This is a genomic window from Saccharomonospora sp. NPDC046836 (genome assembly GCF_040645195.1).
Classification (GTDB): Bacteria; Actinomycetota; Actinomycetes; order Mycobacteriales; family Pseudonocardiaceae; genus Prauserella_A.
This window is the reverse complement of sequence record NZ_JBEYXW010000007.1, coordinates 19643-44896: the sequence shown is the minus strand read 5'-3', so window position 1 is coordinate 44896 and position 25254 is coordinate 19643. Positions and strand designations below refer to the sequence as shown.

General features: G+C 68.7%; 30 protein-coding genes and 1 pseudogene. 15 read left to right on the top strand and 16 right to left on the bottom strand.

What is annotated here, in order from left to right; all coding sequences use genetic code 11:
- Positions 1-58 precede the first annotated feature (58 nt).
- The 3 genes from ABZ863_RS11480 to paaI are packed head-to-tail and all read right to left on the bottom strand — an operon-like array spanning position 59 to position 2349.
- On the bottom strand, positions 59-664 hold the full coding sequence (locus tag ABZ863_RS11480) for a TetR/AcrR family transcriptional regulator (RefSeq protein ID WP_358534061.1): 606 nt from the start codon (positions 662-664) through the stop codon (positions 59-61).
- Positions 665-676: 12 nt separating this feature from the next.
- Positions 677-1963, bottom strand: coding sequence for a phenylacetate--CoA ligase PaaK (gene paaK, locus ABZ863_RS11475; RefSeq protein WP_358534058.1), 1287 nt, complete (start codon positions 1961-1963; stop codon positions 677-679).
- Complete coding sequence (paaI, locus tag ABZ863_RS11470; RefSeq protein WP_358534389.1) at positions 1960-2349, bottom strand: hydroxyphenylacetyl-CoA thioesterase PaaI; 390 nt, start codon at positions 2347-2349, stop codon at positions 1960-1962. The genes paaK and paaI overlap by 4 nt, the downstream gene beginning before the upstream one ends.
- 162 nt (positions 2350-2511) lie before the next feature.
- On the opposite strand from paaI, the gene ABZ863_RS11465 reads away from it, so the two are divergent.
- The 3 genes from ABZ863_RS11465 (at position 2512) to ABZ863_RS11455 (ending at position 6468) form a co-directional block, all read left to right on the top strand.
- Positions 2512-3591, top strand: a complete 1080-nt coding sequence (locus ABZ863_RS11465; RefSeq protein WP_358534055.1) for a sensor histidine kinase — start codon at positions 2512-2514, stop codon at positions 3589-3591.
- The gene (locus ABZ863_RS11460; RefSeq protein ID WP_358534052.1) at positions 3588-4253 is read left to right on the top strand and encodes a response regulator transcription factor; all 666 of its coding nucleotides are present in this window, start codon (positions 3588-3590) and stop codon (positions 4251-4253) included. The genes ABZ863_RS11465 and ABZ863_RS11460 overlap by 4 nt, the downstream gene beginning before the upstream one ends.
- 118 nt (positions 4254-4371) lie before the next feature.
- On the top strand, positions 4372-6468 hold the full coding sequence (locus ABZ863_RS11455) for an MMPL family transporter (protein ID WP_358534049.1): 2097 nt from the start codon (positions 4372-4374) through the stop codon (positions 6466-6468).
- Here the strand turns inward: ABZ863_RS11455 and ABZ863_RS11450 are convergent.
- On the bottom strand, positions 6465-6917 hold the full coding sequence (locus tag ABZ863_RS11450; protein WP_358534046.1) for a MarR family transcriptional regulator: 453 nt from the start codon (positions 6915-6917) through the stop codon (positions 6465-6467). The genes ABZ863_RS11455 and ABZ863_RS11450 overlap by 4 nt on opposite strands.
- A 98-nt stretch (positions 6918-7015) precedes the next feature.
- Here ABZ863_RS11450 and ABZ863_RS11445 point away from each other — a divergent pair, with 98 nt between their 5' ends.
- Both ABZ863_RS11445 and ABZ863_RS11440 read left to right on the top strand, forming a co-directional pair.
- Positions 7016-7981, top strand: a complete 966-nt coding sequence (locus tag ABZ863_RS11445) for a ring-cleaving dioxygenase (RefSeq protein WP_358534045.1) — start codon at positions 7016-7018, stop codon at positions 7979-7981.
- Positions 7978-8598 carry an alpha/beta hydrolase gene (locus ABZ863_RS11440; RefSeq protein WP_358534043.1) on the top strand — a complete coding sequence of 207 codons (621 nt, stop codon included), beginning with the start codon at positions 7978-7980 and terminating at the stop codon, positions 8596-8598. The genes ABZ863_RS11445 and ABZ863_RS11440 overlap by 4 nt, the downstream gene beginning before the upstream one ends.
- Positions 8599-8634: 36 nt before the next feature.
- Here the strand turns inward: ABZ863_RS11440 and ABZ863_RS11435 are convergent, their stop codons facing one another.
- Entirely contained in the window at positions 8635-8961 is a 327-nt protein-coding gene (locus ABZ863_RS11435) for a metalloregulator ArsR/SmtB family transcription factor (protein WP_358534040.1), read from the bottom strand.
- 70 nt (positions 8962-9031) lie between these two features.
- Here ABZ863_RS11435 and ABZ863_RS11430 point away from each other — a divergent pair, with 70 nt between their 5' ends.
- The 3 genes from ABZ863_RS11430 to ABZ863_RS11420 all read left to right on the top strand — a co-directional run bounded on the left by ABZ863_RS11430 (position 9032) and on the right by ABZ863_RS11420 (position 12112).
- Positions 9032-10876, top strand: a complete 1845-nt coding sequence (locus ABZ863_RS11430; RefSeq protein WP_358534387.1) for a heavy metal translocating P-type ATPase — start codon at positions 9032-9034, stop codon at positions 10874-10876.
- Positions 10877-11095: 219 nt separating this feature from the next.
- Entirely contained in the window at positions 11096-11422 is a 327-nt protein-coding gene (locus tag ABZ863_RS11425; RefSeq protein WP_358534038.1) for a hypothetical protein, read from the top strand.
- Positions 11423-11446: 24 nt separating this feature from the next.
- Positions 11447-12112: an Abi-alpha family protein gene (locus ABZ863_RS11420; RefSeq protein WP_358534036.1), complete on the top strand. Its 666-nt coding sequence runs from the start codon at positions 11447-11449 to the stop codon at positions 12110-12112.
- On the opposite strand, the gene ABZ863_RS11415 is transcribed toward ABZ863_RS11420, so the two are convergent.
- Genes ABZ863_RS11415 through ABZ863_RS11395 form a run of 5 tightly spaced genes read right to left on the bottom strand, consistent with a single transcriptional unit; the run spans position 12109 to position 17612 of the window.
- Positions 12109-13467, bottom strand: a complete 1359-nt coding sequence (locus ABZ863_RS11415; protein ID WP_358534033.1) for a glycogen debranching protein — start codon at positions 13465-13467, stop codon at positions 12109-12111. The genes ABZ863_RS11420 and ABZ863_RS11415 overlap by 4 nt on opposite strands.
- Positions 13464-14546 (bottom strand): ABC transporter ATP-binding protein, encoded by a 1083-nt coding sequence (locus ABZ863_RS11410; protein WP_358534030.1) that lies wholly within the window; start codon positions 14544-14546, stop codon positions 13464-13466. Before ABZ863_RS11410 ends, ABZ863_RS11415 begins: the two co-directional genes overlap by 4 nt.
- A gap of 12 nt (positions 14547-14558) precedes the next feature.
- Positions 14559-15446, bottom strand: a complete 888-nt coding sequence (locus tag ABZ863_RS11405; RefSeq protein ID WP_358534027.1) for a carbohydrate ABC transporter permease — start codon at positions 15444-15446, stop codon at positions 14559-14561.
- Complete coding sequence (locus ABZ863_RS11400) at positions 15443-16282, bottom strand: sugar ABC transporter permease (protein ID WP_358534385.1); 840 nt, start codon at positions 16280-16282, stop codon at positions 15443-15445. The genes ABZ863_RS11405 and ABZ863_RS11400 overlap by 4 nt, the downstream gene beginning before the upstream one ends.
- 10 nt (positions 16283-16292) lie before the next feature.
- A complete protein-coding gene (locus tag ABZ863_RS11395; RefSeq protein ID WP_358534024.1) occupies positions 16293-17612 on the bottom strand; it encodes an extracellular solute-binding protein in 1320 nt (439 codons plus the stop codon).
- A gap of 73 nt (positions 17613-17685) precedes the next feature.
- Between ABZ863_RS11395 and ABZ863_RS11390 the strand changes: the two genes are divergently transcribed.
- Positions 17686-18867, top strand: coding sequence for an ROK family protein (locus tag ABZ863_RS11390; protein WP_358534021.1), 1182 nt, complete (start codon positions 17686-17688; stop codon positions 18865-18867).
- A gap of 18 nt (positions 18868-18885) precedes the next feature.
- Here ABZ863_RS11390 and ABZ863_RS11385 read toward each other — a convergent pair whose 3' ends face one another.
- Positions 18886-19575, bottom strand: a complete 690-nt coding sequence (locus tag ABZ863_RS11385) for an alpha/beta hydrolase (protein ID WP_358534018.1) — start codon at positions 19573-19575, stop codon at positions 18886-18888.
- The gene (locus ABZ863_RS11380) at positions 19572-20045 is read right to left on the bottom strand and encodes a pyridoxamine 5'-phosphate oxidase family protein (RefSeq protein WP_358534016.1); all 474 of its coding nucleotides are present in this window, start codon (positions 20043-20045) and stop codon (positions 19572-19574) included. The genes ABZ863_RS11385 and ABZ863_RS11380 overlap by 4 nt, the downstream gene beginning before the upstream one ends.
- Here ABZ863_RS11380 and ABZ863_RS11375 point away from each other — a divergent pair.
- A pseudogene (locus tag ABZ863_RS11375) lies at positions 20044-20198 on the top strand (winged helix-turn-helix transcriptional regulator); the annotation flags it as partial. The gene ABZ863_RS11380 and the pseudogene ABZ863_RS11375 overlap by 2 nt on opposite strands.
- Positions 20176-20352: a hypothetical protein gene (locus ABZ863_RS11370; RefSeq protein ID WP_358534409.1), complete on the top strand. Its 177-nt coding sequence runs from the start codon at positions 20176-20178 to the stop codon at positions 20350-20352. The pseudogene ABZ863_RS11375 and the gene ABZ863_RS11370, both read left to right, overlap by 23 nt.
- On the opposite strand, the gene ABZ863_RS11365 is transcribed toward ABZ863_RS11370, so the two are convergent.
- A complete protein-coding gene (locus ABZ863_RS11365) occupies positions 20349-20915 on the bottom strand; it encodes a hypothetical protein (RefSeq protein WP_358534407.1) in 567 nt (188 codons plus the stop codon). The genes ABZ863_RS11370 and ABZ863_RS11365 overlap by 4 nt on opposite strands.
- Positions 20916-20962: 47 nt before the next feature.
- On the opposite strand from ABZ863_RS11365, the gene ABZ863_RS11360 reads away from it, so the two are divergent.
- Together ABZ863_RS11360 and ABZ863_RS11355 are read left to right on the top strand one after the other, a co-directional pair.
- A complete protein-coding gene (locus tag ABZ863_RS11360) occupies positions 20963-21475 on the top strand; it encodes a DUF664 domain-containing protein (protein WP_358534013.1) in 513 nt (170 codons plus the stop codon).
- Between the two features lie 32 nt (positions 21476-21507).
- Positions 21508-22053: a hypothetical protein gene (locus ABZ863_RS11355; RefSeq protein ID WP_358534010.1), complete on the top strand. Its 546-nt coding sequence runs from the start codon at positions 21508-21510 to the stop codon at positions 22051-22053.
- Here the strand turns inward: ABZ863_RS11355 and ABZ863_RS11350 are convergent.
- Entirely contained in the window at positions 22012-22608 is a 597-nt protein-coding gene (locus tag ABZ863_RS11350; RefSeq protein WP_358534007.1) for a TetR family transcriptional regulator, read from the bottom strand. The two genes, ABZ863_RS11355 and ABZ863_RS11350, sit on opposite strands and share 42 nt — an antisense overlap.
- 82 nt (positions 22609-22690) lie before the next feature.
- Between ABZ863_RS11350 and ABZ863_RS11345 the strand changes: the two genes are divergently transcribed.
- Positions 22691-23203 carry a nuclear transport factor 2 family protein gene (locus ABZ863_RS11345; RefSeq protein ID WP_358534004.1) on the top strand — a complete coding sequence of 171 codons (513 nt, stop codon included), beginning with the start codon at positions 22691-22693 and terminating at the stop codon, positions 23201-23203.
- A gap of 58 nt (positions 23204-23261) precedes the next feature.
- Here ABZ863_RS11345 and ABZ863_RS11340 read toward each other — a convergent pair whose 3' ends face one another.
- Both ABZ863_RS11340 and ABZ863_RS11335 read right to left on the bottom strand, forming a co-directional pair.
- Complete coding sequence (locus ABZ863_RS11340; RefSeq protein ID WP_358534001.1) at positions 23262-23834, bottom strand: HhH-GPD-type base excision DNA repair protein; 573 nt, start codon at positions 23832-23834, stop codon at positions 23262-23264.
- Between the two features lie 47 nt (positions 23835-23881).
- Positions 23882-24760 carry an NAD(P)-binding domain-containing protein gene (locus tag ABZ863_RS11335; RefSeq protein ID WP_358533998.1) on the bottom strand — a complete coding sequence of 293 codons (879 nt, stop codon included), beginning with the start codon at positions 24758-24760 and terminating at the stop codon, positions 23882-23884.
- A 178-nt stretch (positions 24761-24938) separates the two neighbouring features.
- Here ABZ863_RS11335 and ABZ863_RS11330 point away from each other — a divergent pair, with 178 nt between their 5' ends.
- Positions 24939-25241 carry a winged helix-turn-helix transcriptional regulator gene (locus ABZ863_RS11330; RefSeq protein ID WP_358534383.1) on the top strand — a complete coding sequence of 101 codons (303 nt, stop codon included), beginning with the start codon at positions 24939-24941 and terminating at the stop codon, positions 25239-25241.
- The last annotated feature ends 13 nt before the right edge of the window (positions 25242-25254 follow it).

Here is a 25254-nt window from a genome sequence, read left to right as displayed (position 1 = left end):
TCTTACCTTACTGGCGGGCTCACTGTCGATGAAAGGCTCGACACAGACTGTCACCAGATCAAGCGCGGACGCGGATGCCGTCGAACGCGATCCGGGCAACGGCTTCGGCGATGTCGGAATCGCCCCGGCCCGGCCGGTACCACTCGATCAGCGAGTTGACCATCCCGAAGAGCAGCCGGGCGGTGACCGCCGGGTCGACGTCCGGCCGGATGTCGCCGTCGTTCTCGGCTTCCGTCACCAGGTTCGCGACGATCCGGTCGAACTCCCGCCTGCGGGCCAGAGCCGCACGTTCCACCTTCGTGTTGCCGTGCACGCGCAGCAGCAGCGTGACGAACGGCAGCTGCTCGACGAGCACCGCCACGCTGCCCCGCACCAGGTACTCCAGCCTCTCGATGGCGCGCCCGTCGATTGCCTCGGCCCGCGCGACGACACCGAACAGCCGGTCCAGGGCCCGGTCGACCGCGAGCCGCAACAGCTCCTGCTTGCTCGGAACATGGTGGTAGATGGCCGACTTGGTGATGCCGAGCTTGCGGGCGAGGTCCTCCATGCTGGTGCCGTCGTAGCCGCGCTCGTTGAACAACCGCACCGCGATCTGCAGCACCGACTCCAGGTCGTGGCCCGGTCTGCCTCTGCGAACGGTCCTGGCCTGCGGTGTGGTGGTCATGTGCGCGGCAGTTCAGTCGCCCCGCAGGTCGATCACCCTGCGTATCTTGCCCACGGAGCGTTCGAGCGTTTCGGGGTCCACCACGGCGACGTCGACGGTCACCCCGATTGTCCCCCTGACCACGGTGACGATCTCGGCCGCGGCCTCGCGCCTGCGCTCCGGCGGGGTGTGCTGCTCGGACTCAACCTGCACCGTCATGTGGTCCAGTCTGTCACGTTTGGACAGTACTAGTTGGAAATGCGGGGAGAGGCCCTCGATGCGCAGCACGATCTCCTCGATCTGGGTGGGAAACAGGTTGATCCCGTGCAAGATGATCATGTCGTCGGAGCGGCCGGCGACCTTTTCCATGCGCCGGTGCGCCGGGCGTGCGGTGCCGGGCCGCAGCCGGGTCAGATCGCGGGTGCGGTAACGGATGATCGGCAGCGCCTCCTTCGTGAGCGAGGTGAACACCAACTCGCCGTGCTCGCCGTCGCCCAATATGTTGTCATCCAACGGATCCACGACCTCGGGCAGGAAGTGATCCTCCCAGATGTGCAGGCCGTCCTTGGTCTCCACGCACTCCTGCGCGACGCCAGGACCCATCACTTCGGACAGTCCGTAGATGTCGACGGCATCGAGCGCCGCGCGCTGCTCGATCTCCAGCCGCATCAGCTCGGTCCACGGCTCGGCGCCGAAAATGCCGACCTTGAGCGAGCTGTCACGCGGGTCGATGCCTTGCCGCTCGAACTCGTCCAGCAGCGTGAGCATGTAGGACGGCGTGACCATGATGATCTCGGGGCGGAAGTCGGCGATGATCTGCACCTGGCGAGCGCTCATGCCGCCGGAGGCGGGGATGACGGTGCAGCCGAGCTGCTCTGCACCGTAGTGTGCCCCGAGCCCGCCGGTGAACAGGCCGTATCCATAGGCGACGTGCACCTTGTCGCCTGGCCGCCCGCCGGCCGCGCGGATGGACCGCGCCATCAACGCGGCCCAGTTGCCGAGGTCGCCTTCGGTGTAGCCGACGACGGTGGGCTTGCCCGTCGTGCCGCTGGAGGCGTGTATCCGGCGTACCTGGTCCTGGGGTACCGCGAACATGCCGAACGGGTAGTTGTCCCGCAGGTCGTTCTTGGTGGTGAACGGGAACTTCGCGATGTCGGCAAGCTCCCTGCAGTCGTCGGGATGCACACCGGCGGCGTCGAACTTCTTCTGGTAGCTGGGCACGTTCTGGTAGGCGTGCCGTAACGTCCACTGTAGACGGCGAAGCTGCAGTGCCCGCAGCTCGTCGATGCTCAGCCGTTCGCCGGCATCCAGCTCGGTCATGAGGATTCCCTGTCGATGACGCGGCTACGGCCGCGAAACTCGGCGATCACGGTACGACCCTGCTCGTCAACGCGGTGGACAGTGACGTCGTAGATTCCGTTACGCCCGAAGCGGGTGCGTTCCTCGGCGGTCGCGACGAGCCGGTCGCCGAGCCGGGCGGAGGTGACGAAGGAGATCTCGGCGCCCGCGGCGACCGTCACCGGCCCATGGCTGTTGCACGCGCATGCGAACGCGGTGTCGGCGAGCAGGAACACGTAGCCGCCGTGGGCGATGTCGTGCCCGTTGACCATGGTGGGCGTGACCCGCATCGTGGCGACTGCCCGGCCGTGGCCTGCCTCGGTGAGCTCGATCCCGAGCGCGCGAGACGCCTCGTCGACGGCGAACATCCTGTGAGCAGCGTTGCTTGTCACCGGCTCCACCCTGCGAGCTGACCGATCGGACGGTTAATACTGGGTTCGCTTCGCAGGCGATGTCAAGGGGAGACCCTTAGGGGACGCCCGGGTCCATCCCCGATGTCCAAAACAGTCGCACTCTGTCATGGTTTTCCCATGTCGATCGGTCTGTCGTCACGGGCCCGGGATGCCGGCCTCGTACTCGGGGTGGGCGTGGTCGTCGTCGCAGGTACGGCGGTGCAGCCCGGGGCCGCCGGGCTGTCCAGCGTGTGGTCGTGGGTGCTCGTGGTGGGTGCGTGCGCCGCGCTGGCCGTCCGGCGGCGCTATCCCGTGACCGTCGCGGCCACCACGCTGCTGTCGTGCGTCCTTGCCTACGGCGTCGTCGGCGCGGACGGTCCGATCTTGTTGACATTCGTCGTTGCGCTCTATGCCGTCGCCGCGCGGGGCCGCACGGTGGTCGCCGCCGCGCTCCTGCTGCTCGCGCTCGGTGCCGTGGTGCTGGGCGAGACGGCCAGCCCGCAGCGGCACATCGACGATCCCGGGTTGCTGATGCTCACCGGGTGGCTCGTCGCGAGCATCGGTCTCGGCCGTGCCCGGCACACTCAGCTGGCCTACGCGCGTGAAGCCGAGCAGCGTGCCGCGACGGAGGAGCGGCTGCGGATTGCCCGCGAACTGCATGATGCGCTGGGCCATAACCTGTCGCTGATCAACGTCCAGGCCGCGGCGGCCCTGCACCGCCTCGACCAGAACCCGGAGCAGGCAGGGACGGCGCTGGGGGCGATCAAGCAGGCCAGCAAGGAGTCCCTGCGGGAGCTGCGTTCGACGCTGGGCGTGCTACGCGAGGTCGACGCCCAGCTGCCCGGCCTCGCCCACCTCGACACTCTCGTCGAGCAGGCCCGTGCGGGTGGCCTCGCCGTGGTCACCGAGGTGGCCGGTGAGCGCAGGGAGCTCGCGCCGGAAACGGACCTCACGGCGTACCGGCTGGTGCAGGAGGCGCTTACCAACGTGCGCAGGCACGCGGGCGCGCGCAGGGCGACCGTGCGGATCCGGTACAAGCCGAAAGAACTGCGCGTCGAGGTCATCGACGACGGCAAGGGGGGCCAGGCCGAGGCGGGATACGGCATCGCGGGGATGAGCGAGCGCGTGCGGGCGCTCGGCGGCGATTTCACCACGCACAGCCAGGCCGGCGGCGGGTTCCGGGTGAGTGCCCGGCTGCCGCAGGGGGTTGGCGCGTGATCAGCGTCCTGCTGGCCGACGATCAGACCCTCGTACGCGCGGGCTTCCGGTCCATTCTGGACGGTGAGGGTGACATCGCCGTGGTGGCAGAGGCCGCTGACGGCAATGCGGCCGTCCGGCTCGCCCGCGAGTACCGCCCCGACGTCGTGCTGATGGACATCCAGATGCCCGGTGTCGACGGTCTGGAAGCCACCCAGCGCATCGCCGTCGACGAGCGGTTGGCGGGGGTAAAGGTCGTCATCCTGACCACTTACGACGTCGACGACTACGTCTACGGTGCGCTCCGGGCCGGTGCCAGCGGTTTCCTGGTCAAGGACACCGAGCCCATGGAGTTGCTGCATGCGGTGCGGGTGGTCGCGCGCGGGGACGCGCTGCTCGCGCCATCGGTCACCCGCAGGCTCATCGCGGAGTTCGCCGGCCGGGTCGCGCCGCCGGCGCCGAGCCCGAAGCTCAACTCGCTCACCGAGCGCGAGCGTGAGGTCATGGTGCTGGTGGCCGCCGGGCTGTCCAACGACGACATCGCTGCGCGCCTGGTGCTCTCGCCCGCGACCGCGAAGACACACGTCAGCCGCATCATGACCAAACTGCAGGTCCGTGATCGCGCACAGCTCGTGGTGCTGGCCTACGAGTCGGCGATGGTGACGCCCGGCTGGCTGTCCTGAGCATGCGGCGTCAACTACGGGCTTACGGGATGGTCCCCAGGGGACAACTCCGGTCGTAGCGCGGATCGGTACCCGCGCGGGACGCGGCCGGGCGGACCGGCGCCGCACGCTACCCGGCATGGATACACGCATCACGCCCCAAAGCCGCCTGCATCGGGTAGCTGCCTGGGCGCAACGGCGGCATTGGCTCGCGCTCGGACTGTGGATTGCCGTGCTCGCCGCGATCACCGTCACCTCACAGGCCCTCGGCACCGACTACCGCGACGACCATTCCTTGCCTGGTACCGAATCCCAGCGGGTCATCGACACCTTCGCCGAGCGGGCGCCCGCGTCGCAGGGCGAGACGGTGCAGCTGGTCCTCGCCCATGACGGCGGCGTGGAGCAGGTACGCGGGCGAGTCGACGCGCTGCTGGCTGAGGTCGGCACGCTCCCGCAAGTCGTGGCGGTGCAGAGCCCGTACGACACGCCAGGCGCCATCGCGGAGGGTGGCGGCATCGCCTACGCCACGGTGGCGCTCGACGCGGACACCCCGGCCGAGGACGTCCGGCGGCTCATCGACGTTGGGCAGGCCGCGCAGGGGGATGGGCTGCGCGTCGCGCTGGGTGGTGATGTCATCCGTGCGGCCGAGGAAGGTGGCGGCGGTGCCGCCGAGGGAGCCGGAATCCTTGCCGCACTCGCGATCCTGGTCCTCATGTTCGGCTCGCTGCTCGCGGCGGCCGTTCCGGTGCTCACGGCGATCTTCGCGGTGGGCAGCACGATCGGCGCGATCGCGCTGGTGTCCTTCGTCGTGGACATGCCCTCTTATGCGCCACCGCTGATGATGCTGGTCGGCCTCGGTGTCGGCATCGACTATGCACTGCTGATCTTCTCCCGGTACCGCGGCGAACTGCTCGCCGGTCGCGACCGTGACGAGGCGGCCAGGACCGCACTCGATACGGCGGGCAGGTCGGTACTGTTCGCCGGCTGCACCGTCATCATCGCGTTGCTGGGGCTACTGGCGCTCGGGCTCGGCTCGCTGCGTGGTGTGGCGTTCGCGGTCGCGCTGACCGTCCTGGTCACGATGATCGCGTCCCTTACCCTGTTGCCTGCGCTGCTGACCGTCTTCGGGCGCCATATCGAGCGCGTGGTCCGGAAGCGGGCCGCACGCCGGGCCGAGGGTGAGCGGTGGCGGCGGCTCGCCGCCGCCGTGCAGCGCAGGCCGTGGGCACCGCTGGTGGTGGGCGTGGCGGCGCTGGGTGCGCTGGCGCTTCCGGCGCTCGACATGCGGCTTGGTTTCGCCGATGCCGGAACGGAAGCCGAGTCGTCGACCACCAGGCAGGCCTACGACCTGCTTGCCGAGGGGTTCGGCCCCGGCGTCAACGGGCCGCTGATCGTGGTGTCCGAAGGGGACAGTGGGCAGCTGCGGGAGGCCATCGAGGCCACGCCCGGTGTCGCGAGCGCGACGCGGCCGCAGCCCGTGTCCGACGACCTCGCCACCGTGCTGGTGTTCCCGGACAGTGCCCCGCAGGACGCGGCAACGCATGACCTGGTCGACAACCTGCGTACGGACGTATTGCCGACGCTCGCCGCGCAGACCGGGGCCACCTACCTCGTGGGCGGTTCGGTCGCCGCGGCCGACGACTTCGCCGCCGCGGTCAGCGACCGGCTGCCACTGTTCATCCTGGTCGTGGTGGGGTTGTCGGCGTTACTTCTCGCCGCGGTGTTCCGCTCGTTGCTGATCCCGTTGAAGGCGGCTGTGCTGAACCTGCTGAGCATCGGCGCGAGCCTCGGTGTGGTGACGCTGGTCTTCGGGCAGGGACTGTTCGGTGTGCAGCCCGGTCCGGTGGAGGCCTTCGTTCCGGTGCTGATCTTCGCGATCGTGTTCGGGCTTTCCATGGACTACGAGGTGTTCCTGGTGGCTCGCATGCACGAGGAATGGCGGCGCACCGGCGATGCGGCGCATGCGGTGCGCGAGGGCCTGGCCACAACCGGCGGTGTCATCACCGCGGCGGCGGCGATCATGATCGTGGTCTTCGGCGCCTTCGTGCTCAGTCCTGATCGGATGCTCCAGCAGTTCGGGCTCGGTCTTGCGGTGGCGGTGCTGCTCGATGCTTTCGTCATCCGCTGCCTCATCGTTCCTGCCGTGATGCGGCTCTTCGGCGAGCGGGCGTGGTGGCTGCCGCGGGCGCTGGATCGCGTCCTGCCGCGCGCGGAACTCGAACGGGTTCGGAACTAGCGGCTGTTGAACTCACGCAGAGTCCGCATGGCCTCGGCCAGCGCCACCGACGCGTCCGGGCCGAGTGGCGCCAGCACGGTCTCCCGCAGGATGTCGGCGCAGGCCTTGCGGGCCTGCTCGGCGACCTCGCGCCCGTGCTCGGTCAGGCAGGCGTAGGTGACCCGGCGGTCGTCGGCGCTGGGTACCCGGCAGATGAGGTCGGCAGCGGCGAGCCGGTCGGCGACCTTGGTGAACCCGCCGCTGGAGAGCGCGGCCTCCTTGGCGAGGCGGGTCATCGGCATCCGGTAGTCGGGCGAGCGCACCAGCCGGATGAGGATGTCGAACGAGGCCGGTGCGAGGCCGAAACGTTCGGCGATCTCGCCCATCAGGCGGTCCTGCGTGGCCAGGTAGCCCTCGATCACGAGGCCCCACCAGGTCACGATCTCGTCGTCGTCGGGTTCTGTCGGCACCTCACGAGTCTACCCGCAAATAGCTCTCGGGAATATATCTTGCGTGCAAGAGGTTTGCTGGTTAGCGTGTTAGTCAGAGCCTCGAAGGAGAGATGGCCATGTCGTTCAAGACCAGCGGCCTGCACCACGTCACCGCGATCGGTGGCGACCCGCAGCGCAACGCCGACTTCTACCTGCGCACGCTCGGGTTGCGGCTGGTGAAGACCACCGTCAACTTCGACGACCCGGGCACCTACCACCTGTACTACGGCGACGAGTCGGGCAAGCCGGGCTCGCTGCTGACGTTCTTTCCGTGGCGGGACGCGCCGAGCGGCCGGCTCGGTACCGGGCAGGCCACCACCACGTCGTTCTCCGTGCCGGAGAACTCGATCGGCTGGTGGAAGCAGCACCTCGAGATCTCCGGCATCGAGACCAGCCAGGTCAGCACCCGCGACGGCGAGGAGGTGCTCACCTTCCGTGACCCCAACGGCCTGGTGATCGCGCTGGTCGCGCATCCGCAGGGCGACCCGCGTAACCCATGGGACACCCCGCTCGTCCCCGGCGAGCACGCCATCCGCGGCCTGCACTCGGTGACCCTGTCGGTGTCGCGCGAGGAGGCCACCGCCGGCATGCTCACCGAGGACCTCGGGCTGACCTTCACCGGCCAGGACACCAACCGCTTGCGGTTCAGCGCAGGCGAAGGCGGACCTGGCGCGATGGTGGACGTGCTCGTCACGCCGGATGCACCGCGGGGCCTGGTCGCCGGCGGCACCGTGCACCACGTCGCGTGGCGCGCGCCGGACGAGCAGACCCAGGTGGCCTGGCGCGCGGAGCTGCTGGACCGTGGCGTCGGTGTCACCTCGATCATGGACCGCCAGTACTTCCGGTCCATCTACTTCCGGGAGCCGGGCGGGACGTTGCTGGAGATCGCGACCGACCAGCCGGGCTTCTCGATCGACGAGCCGCTGCTGGAGCTGGGCCGCGCGCTGAAGCTGCCGCCGTGGCTGGAGCCCAATCGCGAGCAGATCCAGGCCATGCTGCCGAAGCTGAACCTGCCCGCCGAGAACAACCCGGTGCACCAATGAACAGGCTCTTGCTCGACCACCGTTACGTCGAAGGTGATGCCGAGGCGCCGGTGCTGTTGCTATTGCACGGCACCGGCGGCAGCCCCGACGACATCCTGCTGCTCGGCAAGGAGCTGAGCCCGTCCTCGCCGATGCTGGCGCCCGCGGGTCCGGTGTCGGAGTTCGGTGCGGCGCGTTGGTTCCGGCGGCTCGCCGAGGGTGTCTTCGACACCGAGGACGTGATCGCGCGGGCGGGTCAGCTCGCCGATTTCGTGGTCGCCGCGCAGAAGCACTACGGCCTTGCCGGGCGCAAGCTCGTTGCCGCCGGGTTCTCCAACGGTGCCAACATCGCGGCCGCCGTTGCGCTGCTACGGCCCGAGGTGCTCACGGATGCGGCGCTGTTCGCCGCGATGCTGCCGGTGCCCGATCCGCCAGTGCACGACCTGAGCGGCACGCGGATCTTCCTGTCGAACGGGCGGCACGATCCCATGGCGCCGCTGGCGTCGAGTGAGCGGCTGGTGTCGGTGCTGCGGGAACGTTCAGCCGAGGTCACCGAGCACTGGCATCCCGGCGGGCACCAGATCACGCTGCCCGGCCTGGAAGCCGCCCGCACCTGGCTGACCGTTCAGCCGGGCTAGTTGGGGACCCTGGCGCTGCTCCATGTGGGTGGCTGCTCACTGGGTTTGGGGGACCTTGTCGGCGTGGAAGAGGGCCTCGGTGAGCAGGCGCCGGACGTGGTCGTCGGCTGCCGTGTAGTAGATGAATGTGCCCTCGCGGCGGCCGTGCACGAGTCCGGCGAGACGCAGTTTCGCGAGGTGCTGGCTGACCGCGGTCGGCGCAGAGCCGACCAGTTCGGCAAGGCAGGCGACGGACGTCTCACCCTGGAGCAGGGCCCAGAGGATCTTGACCCGCGTCGGGTCGGAGAGCAGGCGAAAGGCGTCGGCTGCCCGGTGCACTTGACCGTCGTCGGGCATCTCGAAATCCGGCAGCGACGTGTGCATGTGACGAGTGTAATGGTCCACTGGTTGCGTATCTGCGTGAATGCGCAGATAGTGTGTCGTCGTGACCAAGATGTGGCGACTCTCCGAGATCCGCTGGGCCGCGCTCGCGACGGCCCTGTTCGCGGGGGGCGGCGTGACTCAGCTGGCCGGGGCGCCGGCCTGGACGTGGTGGACGCTCTACCTGGCGTGTTACCTCGCGGGTGGCTGGGAACCGGCGCTCGCCGGGTTCCAGGCACTGCGGGAGAAGACGCTCGACGTTGATCTGCTGATGGTCGTCGCGGCCATCGGCGCCGCGGCCATCGGTCAGGTCTTCGACGGCGCACTGCTGATCGTCATCTTCGCGACGTCGGGCGCGCTGGAGGCGTATGCGACCCAGCGCACCGAGGACAGCGTGCGTAGCCTGCTCGACCTGGCGCCACCGCGCGCCACCAGGCTCACCGACGACGGTGAGGAGCAGGTCGACACCGCCATGCTGCAGGTCGGCGACCTCGTCCTGGTGCGGCCGGGCGAGCGGATCGGCGCCGACGGGATCGTCGTCGACGGCGAGAGCGAGGCCGACCAGTCCACCATCACCGGCGAGCCCTTGCCCGCGGCGAAGGCGCAGGGTGACGAGGTCTTCGCGGGCACGCTCAACGGTGCAGGGGCGCTGACCGTGAAGGTGAGCAGGCCCGCTGCTGAGACCGTGGTGGCGCGGATCGTCGCCATGGTCGAGGAGGCTTCGGCCACCAAGGCGCCGACGCAGCTCTTCGTCGAGAAGATCGAGCAGCGGTACTCGGTCGGCGTCGTGGTCGCCACGCTCGCGTTGTTCCTGGTCCCGCTGGCGTTCGGCGCCGACCTGCAGTCGGCACTGCTGCGTGCGATGACCTTCATGATCGTGGCGTCGCCGTGCGCTGTCGTGCTCGCGACAATGCCGCCGCTGCTCGCGGCGATCGCCAACGCTGGACGGCGCGGCGTGCTGGTCAAGTCGGCCGTCGTGATGGAGCGCCTCGGTGAGGCCACGACGGTGGCCTTCGACAAGACCGGCACGCTGACCACCGGCGTGCCGAGGCTCGACGACGTTCGGCTCGCCGAGGGAGTGCGGCGGGAGAAGCTGCTCGCTCTCGCCGCAGGTGCCGAGTACCCCAGCGAGCACCCGCTGGCCAGGGCGATCGTGGTGGCCGCGCGTGCCGAGGGTGTGCGGGTGCCGCGCGCCGAGTCGTTCAGCGCACTGCCCGGGCGCGGTGTGCGGGCGCGGGTGGCCGGCACGTTGGTCGAGGTCGGCAGCGTGACCCATCTCGGTGGCACGCAGCTCGCCTCCGGCATCGAGGACGCCGGCTCGACCGCGGCTGTGGTGCGCGTCGACGGCGAGGTGGCCGGGGTGCTGGCGCTCTCCGACCAGCCGCGACCCGACGCCATGGCCACGATCGCCAGGATCGGCGAGGTCACCGGCCGCTCGCCGGTGCTGCTGACCGGTGACAACCCGCGCGCGGCTGCCCGGCTCGCGAGCGGGGTCGGCATCGGTGATGTCCGGGCCGGGCTGCTGCCCGACGGCAAGGTCGCCGCGGTCCGAGAGCTCGAAGCCGCCGGGGAACGCGTGCTCGTCGTGGGTGATGGGATCAACGACGCGCCTGCGCTGGCCGCCGCGCATGCCGGTGTCGCCATGGGCCGGGCGGGGGCGGACCTCGCACTGGAAACCGCTGACGCCGTGATCGTGCGTGACGAGCTGGCGACCGTGCCCGCGATGATCGAGCTGTCGCGCCGCGCGCGCCGCTTCGTGAAGGCCAACCTGGCCATCGCCGGCACCTTCATCGTGGTGCTGGTGGTGTGGGACATCGTCGGTTACCTGCCGCTGCCGCTCGGCGTCGCGGGCCATGAAGGCTCCACGATCATCGTCGCGCTCAACGGCCTCCGGCTGCTGTGGACCAAACGCTCGTAGCTGCTGGGCCGCGTGGAGCAGGAAAGATGCACGCGAATGTCGGAATGCTAGGGCGAATGGAGCAAGCGATACTAGGCCTGGCGGACGGTCGCGCCGGGTGCGATCTATGCTGTTTGCACTTTCAACCGTCAGGGGGAAGGTGCTCGATGTATTTCGGTGACATGGTTGACTGCCCGCGCTGTCACGGCTCCGGGCTCGCTCCCAACCGGAAGGACCCCTGTGGCAACTGCGGAGGGCTCGGGCAAGTCCCCAAGTGACGCCAGTGGTGACTGTGCACTCTGCCGCGGCAGCGGCACCCTGTCCTGGCAGCAACCACAGTCTGGCTCCCAGGTCCTGCGCACTGTCGAAATGCCGTGCCCCAACGGGTGCGGGGAGTCGTGGAAGCACCCGCATGCCGAACGCGATCGGGTGGTCGAGTTGCCGGACGATACCCCGGATCGGGTGACTGGCAACGCCGGTGAGGCCAACCGTATCGGTGCCGACTTCATCCGGAGAGCCCTACAGAACTGGGGTTTTCTGGGTACGGAGCAGGATCGGCCAAGATAGTTACGGCGCAGTAGCATCACCGCCGTGGACTCGCCAGACCTGGTGTACCGTGCTGGCCGGCTCGCCGGCAGGGCCGCGCGAACCGGCTACGCCATCGGCAGGCGCCTGCCCGGTGCCGACAGCGCAGAGCGGAGCCTGCGGACGCTCGAGCAGAAGGCGCTCGCCGAGCTACGCAGACGGCTCGATGGCGTGGCCGACTCGTACCAGGATGCCGAGCCCGAATCTCTTCGTACCGGCATGGCGGAGCTGTTGCACCGTTCCACCACTATGGACGCCGACCGCGCCCGCGACTACCTCTACGCGACCATCCTGCGCCAGCTGACCCCGGACGAAGCCCGCATTCTCTCCGTGTTGTCCGACGGCTCGCCGTTCCCGCTCGTCGACGTCGTCGAGCGGGCGAGCCTGGGTACCGCGGGCCGGGTGGTGCTGCGCAACGCCTCGACCGTCGGCAAGGCAGCCGGTGTGTCCCTTCTGGACCACGTGCCCGCGTACGTGACCCGGCTCGTCGGACTCGGCCTCGCCGAGATCGACGCGGAGGAGCCCGAGTTGAGCACCCAGTACGAGATCCTGCTGACCGACGACGTCGTGCGCGCGGCCGAGCAGCTGGTCAAACGTGCCCGCTTCGTGCGCCGGACCGTGCGGGTGTCCCCGTTCGGCCTACGGTTCTGGCAGGCATGTGAGCCGAGCTAGACACCGCACAGCCAGTCCAGTACCACCGCCGCGGTCCACGACTGGTTCGTGCTGCCCAGCGGGCGCCCCGTGAACGGTTCGTAGTACTCACCGAATGATCCTTCGGAGACCAGGTGCACGCCCTGCGCGCGGAACTCGCTGGCATGCCGGGGCCAGTCACGCTGCTCGAACGCCCAGCCGAACAGCCAGGTGATCACCGGCCACTGTGGGCCCCGCCAGTACAGCCGGGGGTCGAAATCCGGCGAGGACGGTGAGACCGACGGTGGCACGGCAGCCAGCAGATCCGGATGCCCTGTCCAATCCGGACCGTCCAGCGTGGACATCAGTTGCCGTTCGACGTCTGCGGGCAGGCCACCGCAGAGCAGCGGCGCGAAACCGGCGAGTGTCTGTGTCGTCAGCCAGCGGCCCCGCCGGATGTCGCGGTCCCTGGCCATGCCGGTCTCGGGATGGCAGCTCATCGCCACCGCGGCTCTCGCCTTCTCCGCCCACGTCCGCAACTCGGCGATCTGGTCGTGCGGGCTGCCGAGCTCCTCGCCGAGCCCGGCCAGTGTGTCGCTGGCCAGCGCGAAGACCGCCGTGCTGAACACGTCGCCGACCAGGAAACTCGACGTCTGCACCACCTTGTCCGGGTGGTATCCGGCCCGCCGCATCTGCTCGATGAGCCACAGGTAGCGGTCGTACTCGACATCGCTCGGCCGCTCGCCCGGGTCGTCCACCTGTAGCAGGTCGAGGCGGACATACGGCGGAAGATCCGGTCCGGGCACAACTGCCGCGTACGGCTCGTCCCAGCGCGGCGAGTTGTCCATTCCGGACTCCCAGCCGTGCACGATCGCCAGCAGGCCGCTCGCGTCGGGCATCCGGTGCCGGACGATCCAGCGGTGCCAGCGGTAGAGCGCGGGCCATGCTCGCTGGGCGAACGTCTCCGCCAGTTCGCCGTCGGCTCGTGAGGTGCGTCGTGCGATGTCGACGATGCGCCGGACGGCGATTGCATGCACAGGCGGCTGGCAGATACCGGACGTCCGCACGCCGTCCGGGCGCTGTGGAGCGGCGTCGGTGCCCCACCTGTCCGGCCCGGGGAAGTAGTCGGTGTCGGTGGTGAAGACGATGTGCGGGATCATCCCGTCGCGCCACTGAGCGGCGAGCAGCGTGTCGAGTTCGGCGGCGGCACGCCCCACGTCCAGGTGCGCGAGCCCGATCGAGATGAACGCCGCGTCCCAGCTCCACATGTGCGGATAGAGCCTCGGGGAGGCGGTGACCAGCCGGCCGGTGTCGTTGTCACGCAGCACGAGTGCCGCGCGGGCCGCCAGGCTGACGGGTTCGAAGTGGACATCGCGGTCGCCCGCGGCGGTGATCACCGGACCTCCAGTAGCAAGCTCGTCTCGGGGTCGTACCAACGGCAGGCTTCGGGCGGGATGCGCAGGCTCAAGCGCTCGGCGGGATCGGCGCGGAAGCTCGGCGGTGCCTGCACCTTCACCGTCTGCCCGTCGATGTCGGTCGTCAGCAACGCCGACGAACCGAGCGGTTCCAGTACCTGGAGCTCACCGGTCAGCGCACCATCGCCGTCGGCGACCTCGATGGCTTCCGGCCGGATGCCGAGTGTGAGCGGCTTGCCGGCGTAGGCCGACAGCGCGGCGGGCACGGTGAGCGACTGGCCGCCGAGGTCGAGGCGGGAGCCTTCCGCCGCCTGCTCGACGGTGCCGGTCAGGAAGTTCATCGGTGGGCTGCCGAGAAAACCGCCGACGAACTGGCTGGCCGGATCGTCGTAGACCGCGGTGGGTGCGTCGCACTGGGCGATCTCGCCGTTACGCATGACTGCGACCCGATCACCGAGGGAGAGGGCCTCGACCTGATCGTGCGTGACGTAGAGCGTGGTGGTACCGAGCTCGCTGACGAGCTTCTTCAGCTCGGCGCGAAAGGACAACCGCAGCAGGGCGTCCAGATTGGACAGTGGTTCGTCCATGAGCAACACGTCGGCGTCCATCACGATGGCCCGCGCTACGGCCACGCGCTGGCGCTGACCGCCGGACAGCTTCGCCGGGTACCGGTCGAGATATGGGGTCAGCTGCAGCAGATCGGCGGCCCACTCGACCTTGCGGCGGACCTCGCCGGCGGGCACGCCGTGGACCTGCAGTCCGAAGCCGATGTTGTCGGCGACCTTCTTGTTGGGGAATACCGCATAGGACTGGAAGACCATGGACAGGTTGCGCCGCCTTGGTTCCAGGTAGGTGACGTCCTTGCCGCCGATCACGATCTGGCCCGCGTCGGGCATCTCGAGCCCGGCGACCATGCGCAGCAGCGTCGTCTTGCCGCAGCCGGACGGGCCGAGCAGCACCATGAACTCGCCGTCGGCGATTTCGAGCGAGACCTCGTCGGTCGCGCGCGCCGTCGCGCCGGGATAGGTCTTGACCAGGTCCCGCAGGACAACCTCAGCCACCTCAGTACTCCCTCATCGCAGCGTCGTTCCCCACATGTTCACCAGGTAGCGCCGCATCACGAAGATGAACAGCAGTGCGGGCAGGATGAGCGCGAAACCGCCCGCGAAGCGGTAGGCCGTCGACGCCTCGTCGAGTGCGGTGAGCACCTGTGCCGGCAAGGTTCGGTGGCCGAGTGTCACCACGGTCGCGCCGAGAATCTCGTTCCAGGACAACACGAATGTGAAGATCGACGATGCCGCGAGGCCGGGCAGTGCGAGCGGGACGACCACCTTGCGTGCCGCCTGCCAGCGCGTGCAGCCGAAGACCTGAGCGGCCTCCTCGACGTCTGTCGGTACGGCCACGAAGATGCTCGCCGTGATGAGCACCGTGGTCGGCAGGGCCAGCGTGGTGTGCACCAGCGTCACCGCGAACACTGTGTCGTAGACGTCCAGGCGCAGGAACATCGTGGCCAGCGGTACGGACAGCACCACGATCGGCAGCGCGCGCACGAGCAGGACGAACACCTGGTAGACGTCTTTGCCGCGGAAGGCGTACCGGGCGAGGGCGTACCCGGCCGGGGCGCCGATCAGCAGCGACCACACCACGGTGTAGATGCCGACGAGCAGGGAGTTGCCCAGCGCCGGGAACGTGCCGGTCGCCTGGAAGAAGGCGAGCAGTGTCTCGGTCGAGTACTCGCTGGGCAGCAACGGTTTCGGGAACTGCACCAAAGCGTTGCGGGATGACACGGCAGCGAGTCCGATGAGGACGATCGGCAGCGCCATGAAGACCGTCACCGCGATGCAAGCGGCCTGTACCCAGGCGGCGCGGACCCGGCGCCGCCGCAGTGGAGCCAGATCCACCGGTGGCAGCGTGGCCGCTGCGCCCGTGCTTTCGACCGGTTGCCGTAACTCCGTTGTCATCGGGCACCCTCCGGCTGGCGGACGGTTCGCAGGTACAACACCGCTGTGCCGAGCGAGATCACCAGCACGACGAGTGCGACAGCGCTCGCGACGGCGGGGTTCTGCAGGTTCACGTACCACTCGTAGGTCTCACCGACGAGCAACGGGAAATCCCGCCCGGTGAGCGCCTGTGCCACGGCAAAGGCCTGCAGCGCCAGTATCGTCCGCAGGATCAGCGCGACCTGCAGGCTCGGACCGAGCAGCGGCAGGGTGACGTGCCGCAGGCGCTGCCAGAAACTCGCGCCGAACACCTGCGCCGCCTCGTCGTACTCGCGCGGGATCATCTGCACCCCGGCGACCACGATCACGAACACCAGCGAGGTGGCCCGCCAGATCTCCGCGATCACGACGGTGAGCAGCATCGTCGTGGTGTTCTCGTAGTTCAGCCACTGCACACCGTTCTCGGAAAGGCCGAGCCCGACGAGTAGTGAGTTCAGGTACCCCCGGTTGTCGAAAATGGACAGCCACACCAGGCCGGCCGCCAGTTCGGAGATCGCCAGCGGAATGCACCACAGGTAGAAGTGCCCGCCCGCGAACTTCGGCCGGGCCTGCATGAGCAGGGCCATGCCGATGGCCAGCGCGAGCTGGACCGGTACCACGATGACGATCAGCAGCAAGGTGTTGCGTAGCGCGCGCCAGAAGTTCGCGTCGGCGAAGAGGCGTTCCCAGTGGGCCAGTGTGAAGCCACCGTCGTCGCGGAAGGCTTCGAGCACGCCCTGCACGAGCGGCCAGCCGAACAGTGCCACCAGCAGCACGATGGAGGGCAGCAAAAGCAGCCACGGGGGACGCAGTCGCATGCTCGTCACGTCAGGCCACCTCGCAGCGGTCGGCGGCGGGATCCGGTGCCCAGCAGGGCACCTGGAGATCGTCCATAATGCCCTGCAGAACCCGGGCCTGTGAGTCCAGTGTGGATCGGATGTCGGCGCCGTCGAGCACGATGGAGCGGAACGTGTCCTGGAAGACCTTGCTGACCTCACCCTCGCGCGTGCCGAGCCCGACCGGGGGCAACGAGAGGATGGCGCCCTCGGCCGCCTGTTGCCGTCGCACCGCATCGGCCTCCAGCTTGATGGCAGGCGGCAGGTCGTCCGGAATCCGCGCGGCCACGGCGGGGAAGAAACTGTTGGACCGCAACAGGTCCACCTGGGTCTGCGGGCGGCACAGCGCGTCGATCGTCCGCCGTGCCAGCTCGGGATCAGTGCTGTCCTTCGGGACCGCGAGCCCGGCGACGACCGCCATGTAGCCGAGGCCCCGCGGGCCACGTGGCGAGGGGAGCATGCGCCAGTTCTGCGGGTCCCGTTCCGGAGCGGACACCAGTCGCACGACGTGGTCCCACGCCATGCGCACCTCGCCGCTGTCCAGCGGCTCCTGCATGAAGTCGTAGGTGGTGCTCGACGGTGTGCAGTTGGCCCACAGTTCCCGGAAGTACCCCCATGCCGTCACGGCCTCCGCCGAGCGGAACGTGGTGATCTGGCCGCCGGTGAAGGACGGCAGCAGATAGCCCTGAGTGAAGCGGTGCAGCAGTCCCTTGGGGCCGGCGGGCAGCCCGAGCATCGGCCGGTTGCCGTTGGCGCGGCGGGCCGCGATGGCCCAGTCCAAAAACTGGTCGTAGGTCAGCGCGGTGGCGTCCGCGCCGGAAGGCAGGTGTTGCAGTGCGTCGGCATGCGCGGCGAGCACATAGCTGGCGTTGGCCCAGGGGACGTACCAGGTGCGGTCGGTGCCTGCCTTGGCGAGCCGGAGGTACTCGGCGGGCCAGCCGCGGTCACCGAGATCGACGAGGACGTCGGTGAGGTCCTCCAGGTAGTCGCCCGCGAGTGGGGCGAGGTCGCCGTGCAGCCCGCCGAGCAGGCCGATCTGCGTTGCGCCCGCGTCGATCTGGCTGCGGACCTGGCCGCTGAAGGGACCGTCCTCAATGGTCACATAGCTGACGCCGGCGGGCCCCGAGCGCGAGAGCAGCCCGCGGAAGCGTTCGGCCTCGTCGACCGGCCGGAACTGGGTCGACAGGAACACCATCCCGCCGTTGCCCGTGGTGGCGAAGCCGGTACAGCCCGCAGACAGTGCGAGGGCGCCGAGTCCGGCCGCGCGTAGCACGGAACGGCGGGTGAGGCCCGCACCCCGCATCCCCGGCATCGGCAGCCCCCTGGAAATGTTACGTACTTTTGTCAGGTTGGTTAACATAAGTACTCTGCGAGATATTGTCAACGTGCTCGTGACCAAGGAGACGCCGACGAGTCCCACCTCACCGGGACACGTCCTCGCCGTGCTGCGCGCCGAAGGGCCGCTGACCCGGCTGGAACTGCAGGAGCGGGTGGGGCTCTCGCGTGTCACGCTCGTCGAGCGGCTCGACCTGCTGCGCCGGCTCGGGCTCGTGCGGCAGGCAGGTCACCGCGAATCCAGCGGCGGGCGGCGTGCCGAGATGCTGGAGGTCAACGACACCGGGCGGACCGCGCTCGTGGCCGACCTCGGCCAGAGCCACGCGACGCTGGCCGTCGTCGATCTGCGGGGCACGGTGTTCGCGCGCGACGACCACCGGCTGGCTGTTCGACACAGTCCGCAGGAGGTCGTTCCCATGCTGCTCGACGCCGGAAAGCGGCTGCTGGAACGCACCGGGCGGGCCGACACGCTGTGTGCGATGGCGCTGTCGGTGCCCGGTCAGATCGACCACGAGCGGGGTGTGACCGTCGCGCCGCCGACCATGCCCGACTGGAACGGCACGCCGCTGCGCAGGCCGTTCGCTGAGGTTTTCGGGGTGCCGGTGCTGCTGGAGAACGACGCCAACGCGCTCACGCTCGGTGACTACTACGCCATGGGCAGGCCGGACGCGACGCTGGTCGGCGTCAAGGTCGGTACTGGGATCGGCACCGGTGTCGTGATCTCCGGGCGCATCCATCGCGGGGAGAGCGGCTCAGCCGGCGAGATCGGGCACATGCGGATCGAGGGCAGCGAGCAGCAGTGCAGCTGCGGACGGCGTGGTTGCGTGGCGGCCAGCGCGAGCGGGCAGGCGCTGACGCGGATCCTCCGGTCGACCGGTGTGCGCACGATCGCCGACGTCGTGCGCAGGGTCGACGAGGGGCGGGGCGACGCCGTCCGCGCGGCCGCTGAGGCCGGGCGCCTGGTCGGCACGGTCCTCGCCACGATGGTCACGATCATCAACCCGCGGTACGTGCGGGTGGGTGGTGCGATCGGCGTGCTGCCGCCGTTCCTCGAAGCGCTACGGCGGACAGTGGAGGCCAACGCGCATGCCAGCGCGTTGCGCAGCCTCGACATCGAGCCGTCCCAGCTGGGGGAGAACGGTGCCTTCGTCGGCCTCGCCGGCCTGGTTGCAGACGAGATGCTGTCCCCTGCCACCGTCGACGCCCTAGCCGCCGCCCTACCGCAGTCGTGAAACAACCGCAAACGTTTGCTAGGTGGAAGTGCGGTAGGCGTGCAGGCGTTCGGCGAGCTCCTGGGGGCGGGCCAGCGCGGGCAGGTGGCCACCGTCCATCTCGTCGGGCACGATGCCTAGCCGCTCGCGTACCACGCGGCGCTGGAAGTCGGCGGGGAAGAGCCGATCGTCACGGCACAGCAGGAACCTGGTCGGCACGTCGGGCCAGGCTTTCAACGGCCAGGGCTGCTCGAACGGTGTGCCGGACTGCCGTTTCTCGCCGAGGGCGAACGCCTCCGCGCGCACATCAGCCGGAACGTCGTGGAAGAACAGTTCGACGAGGTCCGGTTCCCCGGCGGTGGCCCTGCCCTCGCGTTCCGCCTGCTCCCGCTGCGCCTGCGGCTGCCCGGTGTTGGCCCACCAGTCGCCGGGTGACTCGTCTGGTGCCGGCGTCATCCCCGCGACGAGTACCAGCAGGTCCACCGGCACCCGCTCGCACACCAGCGGGGCGGTGAACGCGGCCATCGACTGCGCCACCAGCACCAGACCGGTGCGCTGCCCGATGGCGGCCACCACCGTGTCGGCGTACTCGGCCAGCCCTGCCGAGTCGTCGCCGCACGGCAGGTCGGGTGTCAGCACGCCGTAGCCGTATGCGCGCAACTCCGGCACCACGCGGTGCCAGTACCACGAATCGGACCCCGCACCGGGTAGGAGCACAAATGTGGTCACGATGCCGCCAGTACGCCGGGGAACCGGGTCCGGAAGTCCAGCACGCCGACCCAGGTGGGCCGCACGGCGATACGGGCCATCCGAGTGCCCGGACCGTCGACCTCGGCCAGCGCCGCCGCTGCCTGCTCGTCGCCGTAGTAGCGGCGCTGGGCCAGCGCGTACTCCTCGACGACGCCGTCCACGTCGGTGACCACCGCACGGCCCCGGATCAGTAGCACCTCCGGCGGTATTGCCGACGTGTCGATGGTCAACGCGACGTCCGGCCGGGCCCGTAGCGCGGCGATCTTGTGCGCACCGGCGAACGTGGACATCACCACCTCGCTGCCGGTCCAGTGGAACAGCATCGGCAGAACGCGGGGTGTGCCGTCGGCTGCCGTGTAGGCGAGCCGCGCCAGTTCGGTCGAATGCAGCAGCCGTTGCGCGACTTCGGTTTCCAGCAGGCCGACGTCTCCCTGTGGCAGTGCGGACATGAGGGCCCTCCCTTCAGGCTTGGTCCTAAATTAGTGCGGTGTCGCGCGTGCACTCGACCTCGTTGGTGAGCGATGGGCCCTGCTGGTGGTGCGAGAACTGCTGCACGGCCGAAGCGCTTCACCGACCTGCGTGCGGGGTTACCCAGTGCGAGCCAGGGTGCTGCTGGCGCTTCGGACCACGTTCGATCAGCAGCGCGCGGCAGGGCGCCAGATTGCCTGCGAGCTCCGCTTCGGCGCCGACCGGTTCCACGTGCGCGTCGACGGCGGCACCCTCACGCTCAGCCCGCGTCCTACACCATCCACTTAGGACCGTGGCGGAATCTGCTGCGTGAAAAACTCGTCGGGCAGCCGCTCGCCGACCGCCTCGATGGTGACGTCGTGCCCGGCGCCCGCGCGGGACCCGCCGAGCTCCTCGGCGTAGACGCATACGCCGGTCGCCACGTCCAGCCGGACCAGGTACGCGTCGGCATAGCGCAAACCGGGATCACGTTCGCGCAGCAACGGCCCGCCGCCGCTGGCCTCCTTGTCCTCGCCAGACGCGGGAGAACAGCAGCGGACAGCACGAGCAGCGCGGGGCGTACGCCGCCGTCGGCCGCACGGTCGCCTGCCAGGCCGGTCGGCCATGGTGCTCCACCGCGGCGAGCTCACCGAACTCGAGTGGACCTGGCGCCGGCTCGCCCCATTCGCGTCCAGCAGCTCGCCGTCGAGCGTCTCCACCCGGAGGCCGTCGGGTCGCCGTACCCATGCCCGGACCGCGGGAAAGCCCCAGTCCGGCAACCGCCAGCTCACTGTGAACCGCAGCGTTCGCCACCGCCACGGTGACGAGCGGGCCAGCGCAGTGAACTGCTGCGGTGTCGGTGAACTCCCCACGAACGCAGTGTCCGGCAGGGTCCTCCGGAATCAAACACAATTACCGCATGGGAAGTGCTGAGCTACTGGCCGATGCGTTCGGCCGTATCCGGGAGGTCGTGCACGACACCGTCGAGGGGCTCGATGCGGAGGCGCTGGCCTACCGGGTCGACAGCGCCGCCAACTCGATCGGCTGGCTGGTGTGGCACCTGACCCGGGTCGAGGACGACCACATCGCCGAGGTCGCAGGGTTGGACCAGGTATGGCTGGCCAAGGGCTGGGCCGAGAGCTTCGGTCTGCCGCTATCGCCCCAGGACATCGGCTACGGCCACTCCAGGCGCGATGTCGACCAGGTGCGGGTCTCCTCGCCGCAGCTGTTGACCGGCTACCACGATGCGGTCTACGAGCAGGCCGTCGACTACATCGGTGGCATCACCGACAGCGATCTCGACGTGATCGTCGACGAGCGCTGGGACCCGCCGGTGACACTGGGCGTGCGCCTGATCAGCGTCGTCGGTGACGGCCTGCAGCATGCCGGGCAGGCCGCATTCGTACGGGGCATCCTGCTGCGTGGGCGCTGAGCCACGGGCTCGCGGTATGCGAAGGTGAGCTGGTGACGAGCCTTGCCCAGCTGCGAAAGACCGCGCTGTCCCTCCCCGAGACGGCCGAAAAGAACGGCCGCCTCGGCACGGTCGCCTTCACCGTCTGCGAGAAGCGGTTCGCCTTGCTGGACAAGGACAAGTACGTGCAGCTCCGGCTCCCCGAGACGGACGTGGACGAGCTACTCGCGCAGCACCCGACCGCTGAGCGACCGGCCAACGGCGTCCGTGTCCCGATCGGGGACATCAACGGTCAACAGCTGAACTACTGGGTACGTCGCGCCTGGCTCTCGTGTGCGCCGGAGCGGCTGGCGGCGCAGCTCGCCGCCGCGGACTCTGCTGCTGCGGGTGACGTCGGTGACCTGCCGAGGGCCATCGGAAGGCCCGCCACACAAGCGCTGACCAGCGCCGGCATCACCACTCTCGACCAGGTCACCGAACTGACCGATGCCGAGTTGCTCGCGATGCACGGAGTCGGCCCGAAGGCCGTCCGCGTTCTTCGCGGCGCCGCTCCGGTGTCAGCGAAGTCGGTCGAAGGCGGCTTCGACAGCGGCGACTAGGCGCTTGGGGTCGTTGTCGGTTGCGGTCCGACCTGCGGAGAAGCAGGCCATGCCGAGTTCGGCGGCGAGTGCCGCGGTCGCCCGGTCGGCTCCGTGTTCGATGAGCAGTTCGGTGATCTTGTCGACGTAGCCGCGCTGCTTGAGGAGACTGCGCGCGCGTAGCTCGGGTTGTTCGGCGACCAGCTGTTCGTGCAGGCGGTACTCCTTCGGCCGCTGGACAAGCCGGCTGACGAAGGTGACGACGAACGCACGCACGTAGCCGAGCGCGGCGGGAAGCGAGTCGCCGATTGGCGTGTCGAGCGACGTCTGCGCGACTTCGGCCACGGCAGTCGCGATCTCCTGGCCGTCGCCGTTGAAAACCACTTCCTGCTTGTCGCCGAAGTAGCGGAAGAACGTGGCCCTGCCGACCTCGGCTCTGGCAGCGATGTCCGCGACGGTGACCCGGTCGAATCCACGTTCGGCGAACAACTCGTGCGCCGCCTGGACAATCGCCTCTCGCGCGCGCTGCTGCTTGCGCTCGCGAAGCGGTATCGCTGGGCGGTCCGGACGACTCACAATGCCAGTGTAGCCGATCTGGACTCAATCTCGTATGATACCGAGTATCAGTAGAGACTTGGTATCGAAAGGAATGGGTCTCATGCGCAAACGCACCTCTTTCGCACTGATCGCGGCCACCCTGGCAGTGACCATCGCGGCAGGCATGGGTTTCGACTCGGCGCCTGCGAGCGCTGGACCGAAGCAGCGCGCCGAGGAGAGCACCCGCGCGTTCCTCGCCGCGCTCGAACGCAAGGACGTGGCTGCCGTCAACGCAACAATCGACAAAGACGCGACGCTCACCATCCCGCTGTCTTTCTCCGGCGCGCAGCAACCCGAGGCTCACTTCGTGGGCAAAGAACAGGTTGCCGGTTACATCGGGCAGGTGTTCGCCACCATGGAGACGATCCGGTTCACCGATGTGCGGGTCAGCGTGACCGATCGCGGGCGAACCGCTTTCGTGCAGGCCAATGGGGACTTCACCACGGCCGACGGGCGCTCCTACCGCAATGTGTACGTATTCCGCCACGATTGGAAAAACGGCCGGATCGTGCGCACCGAGGAATACGGCAACCCGGTCACCTTCTGCAAGACATTCGGCGGCCCGAACTGCTGAGCTGCCCTTATCGCGTAGCCGGAGGGGTGAAACTCCCTCCGGCTACGCGACTTGACCGTCAGCCCTTTGCCGCAGCCTTCGCTGCCTTCTTGAAGCTGCGGACCTCGGCGAGCGACTCGGGACCGGTGACGTCGGCGATCGAGCGGTGGGAGCCCTCCTCGCCGTAGGCGCCTGCGGCCTCCCGCCACCCCGTCGGCTCGACCCCGCGCTGCTTCCCGAGCAGGGCAAGGAAAATCCGTGCCTTCTGGTCGCCGTAGCCCGGCAGCGCCCTGAGTCGCTTCAACACCTCTTTGCCGTCCGGATCGCCCTCGGTCCAGATGGCGTCGGTACGCCCGTCGTAGTGCTCGACGATGTACTGCGCCAGCGCGTGGACCCGGCGGGCCATCGAACCGCCGTAGCGATGGATGGCCGGCTTCTGCACGCACAGCTCGACGAACTCGTCGAGATCGGTCTCGGCAATCCGGGTGACACTGAACTCGCCCATCCGCTCTGCGATCTTCTTCGGCCCCGCGAACGCGATCTCCATTGCGATCTGCTGGTCCAACAACATCCCCGTGAGCAAGGCGAACGGGTCATCGGACAGGAGCCGGTCGGCATCGGCATCGCCGGTGAGGTGCAGCTTCTCGGGCATGCGCCTCATCCTCGCACGTCAGCTCGGTCGGCGACATTCCCTGCTGGTCACGCGTTGAGGGGCTTGATCCCCTCGAAGATCGCATCGAGGGTTATCGCGCCATTACCGTCGGCGACCTGGCGGTCGACCAGGGCCTTGATCGGACCGATGACCTCCAGTCCCACACCGGCTTCCCGGCTCGCCTGGACGATGGTGTCGAGGGCCTTCTTGGTGAAGTCGAGGGTTTGCCCAACGGTGTCGCCAGGGGAGTCGATGTATTCGGCGAGCACTGGAAATGCCTGCGTCATGGCCGTGAGCCAGGACACCGCCCGCGGCGCGTACTCGGTGGCCGAGACACCCGCTGCGCGCATCATGGCCGCGCCGTGCGAGAACGCGGCGTACATGATGTACATGCCGCCCAGTAACGCGAAGTCGTACAGCGAGGCCATTCCGGCGTCCTCACCGAAGTATTCGGCGGACCCGAGTAGTTCCAGCGCCGGGGCGTGCTCATCGAAAACCGTCCTCGATCCGCTGTACAGCAGGGAGGACCCGGGCTGCCCGATCATGTGCGGGATGGCCATGATCCCGCCGTCCAGGTAGTCGATGCCGTGGCCCTTCGCCCACGTGGCCAGCTCGCGCGCGGCGTTCGGCGAGGTGGTGGTCAGGTTGACGACCGCCCGCCCTGCCAGGTCGTTGACCACAGGATCGAGCACCTCGTGCACGGATTTGTCGTCCAGCAGGCAGACGATGATCAGCTCGCCTGCCCGGATCGCCTCGCCGGCTGTCGCCGCACCGGTGGCTCCGGCAGCGACGGCCTCGGTGTCCTTGCCGGGCGTGCGGTTCCACACCGTGGTGAGGTGGCCACCGCGCAGGAAAGCCAGTGCCAGCGCTCGGCCCATCGCACCGAGACCGAGAACGGTGATCGGGGTCCGAGAGGACTCCGCCATCGTGGATCACTCCTTGGAAATCGTCACGTTCAGTAGCAAGGAAATGGTTACCGCTGACCGTCTATTCGGCAAGTACCGACTATTTTGTAGGGTACACACCAAAAGGTAACCAGTTAGAGGAGGCGCTGTGACCAGCGCGCGCAAAGTGGGTCCCTATTTCTGCGGTATCGATGCCGCGATGGACGTCGTCAGCGGCAAGTGGAAGGCGCTCATCCTGTGGGAGCTCCACAACAACGGCACACGCCGGTTCGGCGAGCTCAAGCGCGGCCTGGCCGGCGTTTCCGAGAAGGTGCTCATCCAGCAGTTGCGCGAGTTGGAGGAGGACCAGATCGTGCACCGGGAGGTCTACCGTGAGGTGCCGCCGAAGGTCGAGTACTCGCTGACAGAGCACGGCGTGTCCCTGAACGCTGCCTTGGCGCCACTGGGCGAGTGGGGCAGGCGCCGTGTCACGCGGATTGGTGCCGAGTGGGTTCCGCACTAGCAGTCCTTGCTTA